We start from the raw sequence: 6,000 nt of genomic DNA, 5'->3' as shown, positions 1-6,000 counted from the left end.
CGTTCCAGGACTGTTCCGCCGGGACAGCCTGCCCGCCGGAGGCGCTGCGGTAAGGCGATAAGACCGCCACCGGACGCAAGCTTCCGGAAAACCCGCCGCGCGGAGCGTTCGTCTTTCGCCGAAACGGTATCCAGTCTGCTCATCCGGGCGAAGGCCCGGACGCTCCGCCTGCCTCCCGCCACCGGTCTGACGAAGGGTGATGACCAAGTACTTTACAATTCAAAGTGATTGAGCTATAAGACGGTCGACACGGAGATTCGACCCATGACCGCCGCCGCCCTGACCTTCGACACGCCACGTTCCGACGCCACGGTCGCGATCTGCGCCGGACGGGTGCTGTTGCTGGCCGGTCTCGCCTTCGGCTCGGCCAACCTGTTCCAGTGGGCCGTCCTCGGGGGCGCCCTCGACCTCCACCCGGCCGTGCTCGGCCTCAGCTGGCCCGTCGCGGTCGGCGTCTTCCTGATCGGCCTCGTCCGTCTGCGCCGGGCGGGGGGCGAGGCCGGGCGCCGCGTCGCCGGCTGGTCGCGCGCCGCCGTCCTGATCCAGATCGCCGTCGCCCTGACCCTGGCGGCGGCCGGCTATGCGACCGGAGACTGGGGCCTGATGCGCTGGGCCGCCGTCGCCGGCCTGGTCCTGTACGCCGTCGTCTGGGCGGTCGCCGCCGTTCGCAACGGAAGCTCCAACATGGGCGTCCTCTTCCTCGTCGCCCTGGGCGGGGCCGCCGCCGCCGCGACGCGGTTCGGGACCCCCGACCAGAATCTGATCCAGGCCTTCACCCTTGCGCTCGCGGCCCTTCTTCCGGGCCTGTGGCTGGCCAACGGCCGCCGACTCTGAGGAGACTGACGTCATGACCGAACACACCGAAGACCCCGCCGCCGACATCGCCTGGATGCGCCGGCTCGCCGAGGAGGGCGCCGAGGCGCCGGTCAAGGGCGGCTCCATCCTGATGGCCGCCGGCCTGATCTACGGCGCGGCCAGCCTGTTCGAATGGGCCCGGGTCACGGATCGACTGGGCGAGATCGCCGGGACCACGGGAGTCGCCTGGCTGGTCGCCACGGTTCTGTTCCTCGTCATCCTGACGATCGTGAACCTCAGGCTGCGCGGTCGGGCCGGCGTGATGACCAGCGCCAACCGGGCCTTCGCCGCCGCCTGGACCGCGGTCGGCTTCGGCATCTTCGCCCTGTTCACGGCCCTGATGATCAACGACTACCGCATGGGCCCGGACCAGGGGTTCACGGCGATGTGGCTGGTCCCTTCCATCATCTTCGCCTTCTACGGCCTGGGCTGGGCCGTCACCGCCGCCATGCTCAGGTCCGGTCGGTTGTGGCTGCTCGCGGTCGCGTCGCTCGCCGCCTGCCCGGCCCTGGCCCTGCTGACCGGCTCGGCCAGCCAGTACCTCGCCTACGCCGCAGCCCTGTTCCTGTTGATGGCCCTGCCCGGCTACCTGCTGATGCGGGCGGCGAGGGCCTGAGCGTGGCCGACGCCTTCGATATCAACCGTCTCGACGAGGTCATCCACGGCCGCGTCCGCCTCGGCATCATGGCCGTCCTGTCGGGCGTCGACAGCGCCGACTTCAACACCCTGAAGGCCCGGCTGCAGACCACCGACGGCAATCTGTCGGTGCATCTGCGCAAGCTCGAGGATGCCGGCTTCGTCGCCGTGACCAAGCGGTTCGAGGGCCGCAAGCCCCTGACAGAGGCCACGATGACCCCCGCCGGGCGCAAGGCCTTCCTCGCCTATCTCGACGCCCTCCAGGGCCTCGTCGGCGGGAGTGGTTAGCGTCCCGCGCCTCGGCTAGACAGGGCGGATGACCGGCCGCATCCACCGTTTCGACGCCCTCGACAATTTCCGCGACTACGGCGACTACGCCACGGCCGCGGGGCGGCGGATCGCGCCCGGCCGGCTGTTCCGCGCCGGCCATCAGGCCCGCGCCAGCGACGCCGACCTCGACCGCCTCGGCGCGCTCGGCCTGGCCGCAGTGGTCGACCTGCGCCGGCCATCCGAACGCCGCGACCAGCCCTCGAAGCGGCCGGCGGGCTTCGCCGGAACCGTGATCGAAAGCGCCCACGACGACGGCGGCGAGGCGCCCCACATCACCTTCCTGAAGACCGCCGACCTGACCCCCGACTCCGGCCGACGGTTCATGACCGAAACCTATCGCCAGTTGCCGTTCGAGCCGTCCCACCTCGACCTGTTCGCCCGCTATTTCCGCGCCCTGGGCGAAACCGACGGGCCGGTGCTGATCCACTGCGCGGCGGGCAAGGACCGCACCGGCCTGCTGGCCGCCCTGACCCACGCCCTGCTCGGGGTACACCGCGACGACATGGTCGAGGACTATCTGCTGACCAACGCCGCCGTCGACCTGGAGCGCCGCGCCCCGGGCATCGCCCGTCAGCTCCAGGCCATGACCGGCCGCCTCGCCTCGCACGAAGCCGTGGTCGCCTTCCTCGGCGTCGAAGCCGCCTGGCTGGACGCCGCCCTCGCCGAAATCGCGGCTCGGCACGGTTCGACGGACGCCTATCTGGCGCAGGCCCTGGGCGTCGATACGCGGCTGCGGGACCGCATCGGCGAGCGGCTGACGGCGTGAGCGTCCGCGCCGTCGAAACCCGCGTCCGGCCGTGGCGCGATCCGCTCGCGGTCGCCAACGGCCTGAAGACCCGCGACGGCGCCCTGGCCCTGCTGTCCGACGGCGGCGGCCTGGGCCGCTGGTCGTTCGTCGCCGCGGAGCCCGACCGGGTGCATGTCGGCCCCCTCTCGCCCGGGGCGGATCTCGCCGTCCTGCGCGATCCCGATTTCGCGGCCGGCGTGGTCGGCCTGCTGGCCTATGACGCCGGGGCCCGCGTCGCCACGGGGCCGCGCGATCCGGTCTGGCCCGACCTGATGCTGGCCCGCTATCCGGCCATGCTGGCCTTCGATCACCATGCCGGCGAAGCCCATGCGATCGGTCGCGGCGACGATCCGGCCGCCGCCGCCGCCGCCGCCGATGTCGCCGGGGCGTGGCTGGCCGGAGCGGTCGATCCCGTCCGGCCGGACCCGCCCGCCCGGGCCTTCGCCGCCGAAGCGGACCCGCGGGCCTACCTCGACGCGGTCGCCGACGTGGTCGCCCGCATCGCCGTCGGCGAACTGTTCCAGGCCAATATCGCCCGCGCCTGGTCCGGGTCCCTGGTCCGGGGGGCGGATCCGTTCGACGTCATGCTGCGGCTGGCCGGCCGGGCCGCGGCCTATGGCGCCTTCTGGCGGCTCGGCGACCGGGCGATCGTTTCCAATTCGCCCGAGCTGTTCCTGACCTTCGACCCGGTCGCGCGCCGCATCGAGACCCGGCCGATCAAGGGCACCCGACCGCGCCATGTCGATCCCGCGGCCGATGCCGCGCTGGCGGCGGAACTTCAGGCCAGCGCCAAGGACCGGGCCGAGAACCTGATGATCGTCGATCTGATGCGCAACGATCTGTCGCGGGTCGCGGCGACCGGATCGGTCGCGGCCGAACGTCTGTTCGACCTGGAAAGCCATCCGACCGTCCATCACCTGGTCTCGACCGTGACGGCCCGGGCAGGGCCCGGGGTCGGCCCCGCCGACCTGCTGGAGGCGACCTTTCCCCCCGGCTCGATCACCGGGGCCCCCAAACACCAGGCCATGAAGGTCATCGCCGCGCACGAGCCGCCGCGCGGCCCGTGGTGCGGCAGCCTGTTTCTCATCGAGGATGACGGCCGGATGACGGCTTCGGTGCTGATCCGCACGGCCTCGTTCCAGCGCGCGGCGGGCCGCTGGACCTTCCGGGCCCTGGCCGGCGCCGGCATCGTGGCGGACAGCGCGCCGGCGGCGGAACTGGCGGAAACGGAGGCGAAGATCAGCGCGCTTCGGGAGGCCCTGGCCGGAGCCTAGCAGTCGCTGCAGGTGGTCTGGTCGACGGTGCGCGGCCGCAGGTAGTAGATGTGCGAGAAGCGGGTGATCGTCGGCATCAGGTAATCGACCGGCGAGTCGTAGTCATAGGTCGCCTCCGAGACGATGACGCTCTCCCCGTCGGTGATCAGGTCGGCGGGCAGGGTGATCGTTGAGGCGACCGCGCGCGGATCCATGCCGTCTCCTCGGCTCCAGTCGACCCGGGCCACGCCCGACGTCCGGGTCACGCTGCTGACCCGCTGCTTCAGCGACGTGGTCGCGAACGGTTTCATGATCAGGCCGCCGATGTCGAAGATGTCGTCCAGGCTCGCCGTGGAGATTTCCTCCTCCTGCGCCACCAGATCGGCGACCATGGCGGAGACGTGCCCCATCCGCTTCTGGGCCATGTAGCCCTGGCAGAATTCCGCCATGCCGAAATAGAAGGCGATCAGCACCGGCGCCAGCATGGCGAACTCGACCGCGGAGACCCCCCGTTCGTCCCCCGCCAGTCTCGGGAACAGTCCGCGCCGCATCATGCCGGTTCGTTCCGGAAGGCGGTGGTGGCGGTCAGCATGGCGGCGCCGTCGTTCATGCGCGACAGGCCCTGGGCCAGGAAGGTCGTCAGCAGCGGTTGCCGGTACCAGACGCGCACGACCATCAGGCTGCCCGGGGAGCCGTTGGAGTAGGTCAGCACGCCGTTGTTGAACGTCCCGCCGGCCATCGGATCGGGCGGAGTCGTCGCGAACTGCGGAATCTCCCGCACATCGACGGTGGCGCGGGCCTCGCAATCCGACGCGAAGATGCTCATCCGGCCGCACAGAGCCGTCTTGAACTGGCCCGCCGTCATGTTCTGGGCGCTGGCCTGGCCGGTGCGCACCAGCCGGCCGGTCTCGATCGTGGCGTTCTCGAGCACGGAGTCGGTCACGAACACCAGACCCAGTTCCAGGATGGCGAACATCATCAGGCAGAAGGGCAGGGCGACCATGCCGAATTCGACCGCCGCCGATCCGTCGCGCTCGGCCAGCAGCCGGCGGACCAGGCCCGCGCGGGCCGGCCCTCGCGATCGGCTGAAGAGGCGGATCGACACCGGTCCTCCGCTACTGGGCGGCGGGCGCCGCGCCGCTGGTCCCGCGCACCGAGGGCGAGCAGGACGAGCCGCAGGCCATCTCCGTGGCCTGGCCGCCGCGCCAGACGCGGACCCGACCCGTCCCCGAGCCCTCGCTGACCACGACCTCGCTCTGGAACACGGTGCGGCCGATGGTGTCCACGGCGACGATCTCGGTCACGCCGTAGCCCTTGCCGGTGATGTAGAGCGTATTGGAATCCACCACGGTCACATCGGCGATCAGGGGATTGCCGACGATGACCGATCCGGCCGGACCCCGCAGCTGCACCCGCGCCGCCTGGTCGATCTCGACGTTGAGCCGGGCGGACTGGGCCAATCCGGCGGTCGGGAGGGCGAGGAGGGCCGCCGCGGTCAGGGCGACGGCGAGACGGGCGGGGGTATGGCGGCTTGGGCGGATCATGGCGTCGACTTCCAGTGAACGGGCGCGCGCGTGAGCGTGATCGGACCCTGCCCGGCAAACCTCAAGAAAGTCTGAAATCAGGCAACCGGGGCGTCAGTTATAGTAAACACGGCGTCAACGAAGAAATCGATGCTCCCGGAAACGGCGTTTTACTCGTCCTTAATCAGCGCGGGCGATGATGGGGATGCAAAAGGGGGTCCAGCGGGCAAACCGTCGACCCTGGTGGTGTCAACGATAGCTCGCTTTAGAACAGAAGGAATTCAGCCATGACCAAGTTCGTTTCGAAATTCATGTCCGACGAGTCGGGCGCCACGGCCATCGAGTACGGCCTGATCGCGGCCCTCATCGCCGTCGTCATCATCTCGGCCGTGACCGCCCTGGGCACGACCATCAAGACCAAGTTCAACGCCGTCGTGACCGGCATGGGCGGCACCGCCGGCGCCTAAGGGTCCGACGACAAATCTGAAACCGGCGGGGGCCGGGGCGGAATCGCCCCGGCCCCTTTGCTGTCCGGGCGGCGGCCCGCGTCGCCGGACGCCCGGGCATGAAAACTTTTCAGAGTAAACGGGCAAGTAACCACAACCAACCACGCGAC

At 70.4% G+C, this 6,000-nt stretch carries 9 protein-coding genes; 6 read left to right on the top strand and 3 right to left on the bottom strand.

What is annotated here, in order from left to right; translation table 11 throughout:
* Positions 1-264: 264 nt before the first annotated feature.
* From Q8Q71_RS13960 to Q8Q71_RS13940, 5 genes are read left to right on the top strand one after another with little or no spacing between them, the layout of a single operon-like run.
* Positions 265-834 (top strand): hypothetical protein, encoded by a 570-nt coding sequence (locus Q8Q71_RS13960; RefSeq protein ID WP_305760209.1) that lies wholly within the window; start codon positions 265-267, stop codon positions 832-834.
* Between the two features lie 13 nt (positions 835-847).
* The gene (locus Q8Q71_RS13955; protein WP_305760208.1) at positions 848-1,471 is read left to right on the top strand and encodes a hypothetical protein; all 624 of its coding nucleotides are present in this window, start codon (positions 848-850) and stop codon (positions 1,469-1,471) included.
* Between the two features lie 2 nt (positions 1,472-1,473).
* A complete protein-coding gene (locus Q8Q71_RS13950; protein ID WP_305760207.1) occupies positions 1,474-1,779 on the top strand; it encodes a transcriptional regulator in 306 nt (101 codons plus the stop codon).
* Positions 1,780-1,807: 28 nt separating this feature from the next.
* Positions 1,808-2,587, top strand: coding sequence for a tyrosine-protein phosphatase (locus Q8Q71_RS13945; protein WP_305760206.1), 780 nt, complete (start codon positions 1,808-1,810; stop codon positions 2,585-2,587).
* Positions 2,584-3,882, top strand: coding sequence for an anthranilate synthase component I family protein (locus Q8Q71_RS13940; protein ID WP_305760205.1), 1,299 nt, complete (start codon positions 2,584-2,586; stop codon positions 3,880-3,882). The genes Q8Q71_RS13945 and Q8Q71_RS13940 overlap by 4 nt, the downstream gene beginning before the upstream one ends.
* Here Q8Q71_RS13940 and Q8Q71_RS13935 read toward each other — a convergent pair.
* The 3 genes from Q8Q71_RS13935 to Q8Q71_RS13925 are packed head-to-tail and all read right to left on the bottom strand — an operon-like array spanning position 3,879 to position 5,405.
* Positions 3,879-4,412: a TadE/TadG family type IV pilus assembly protein gene (locus Q8Q71_RS13935; protein ID WP_305760204.1), complete on the bottom strand. Its 534-nt coding sequence runs from the start codon at positions 4,410-4,412 to the stop codon at positions 3,879-3,881. The two genes, Q8Q71_RS13940 and Q8Q71_RS13935, sit on opposite strands and share 4 nt — an antisense overlap.
* Entirely contained in the window at positions 4,412-4,966 is a 555-nt protein-coding gene (locus Q8Q71_RS13930; protein WP_305760203.1) for a TadE/TadG family type IV pilus assembly protein, read from the bottom strand. Before Q8Q71_RS13930 ends, Q8Q71_RS13935 begins: the two co-directional genes overlap by 1 nt.
* A 10-nt stretch (positions 4,967-4,976) precedes the next feature.
* Positions 4,977-5,405, bottom strand: a complete 429-nt coding sequence (locus Q8Q71_RS13925) for a pilus assembly protein N-terminal domain-containing protein (protein WP_305760202.1) — start codon at positions 5,403-5,405, stop codon at positions 4,977-4,979.
* 266 nt (positions 5,406-5,671) lie between these two features.
* Between Q8Q71_RS13925 and Q8Q71_RS13920 the strand changes: the two genes are divergently transcribed.
* Complete coding sequence (locus tag Q8Q71_RS13920; protein WP_291833195.1) at positions 5,672-5,851, top strand: Flp family type IVb pilin; 180 nt, start codon at positions 5,672-5,674, stop codon at positions 5,849-5,851.
* The last annotated feature ends 149 nt before the right edge of the window (positions 5,852-6,000 follow it).

The sequence above is a fragment of the Brevundimonas sp. genome (genome assembly GCF_030704825.1).
Lineage (GTDB): Bacteria > Pseudomonadota > Alphaproteobacteria > Caulobacterales > Caulobacteraceae > Brevundimonas.
The sequence above is the reverse complement of the archived record's forward strand: the minus strand, read 5'-3'. Positions and strand labels throughout refer to the sequence as shown.

What these genes read in the sequence shown, in the direction of transcription:
- Q8Q71_RS13960 (WP_305760209.1), top strand. Translation starts at nt 265, where the DNA reads ATGACCGCCGCCGCCCTGACCTTCGACACGCCACGTTCCGACGCCACG.
- Q8Q71_RS13935 (WP_305760204.1), bottom strand. Translation starts at nt 4,412, where the DNA reads ATGCGGCGCGGACTGTTCCCGAGACTGGCGGGGGACGAACGGGGGGTC.
- Q8Q71_RS13925 (WP_305760202.1), bottom strand. Translation starts at nt 5,405, where the DNA reads ATGATCCGCCCAAGCCGCCATACCCCCGCCCGTCTCGCCGTCGCCCTG.
- Q8Q71_RS13945 (WP_305760206.1), top strand. Translation starts at nt 1,808, where the DNA reads ATGACCGGCCGCATCCACCGTTTCGACGCCCTCGACAATTTCCGCGAC.
- Q8Q71_RS13955 (WP_305760208.1), top strand. Translation starts at nt 848, where the DNA reads ATGACCGAACACACCGAAGACCCCGCCGCCGACATCGCCTGGATGCGC.
- Q8Q71_RS13920 (WP_291833195.1), top strand. Translation starts at nt 5,672, where the DNA reads ATGACCAAGTTCGTTTCGAAATTCATGTCCGACGAGTCGGGCGCCACG.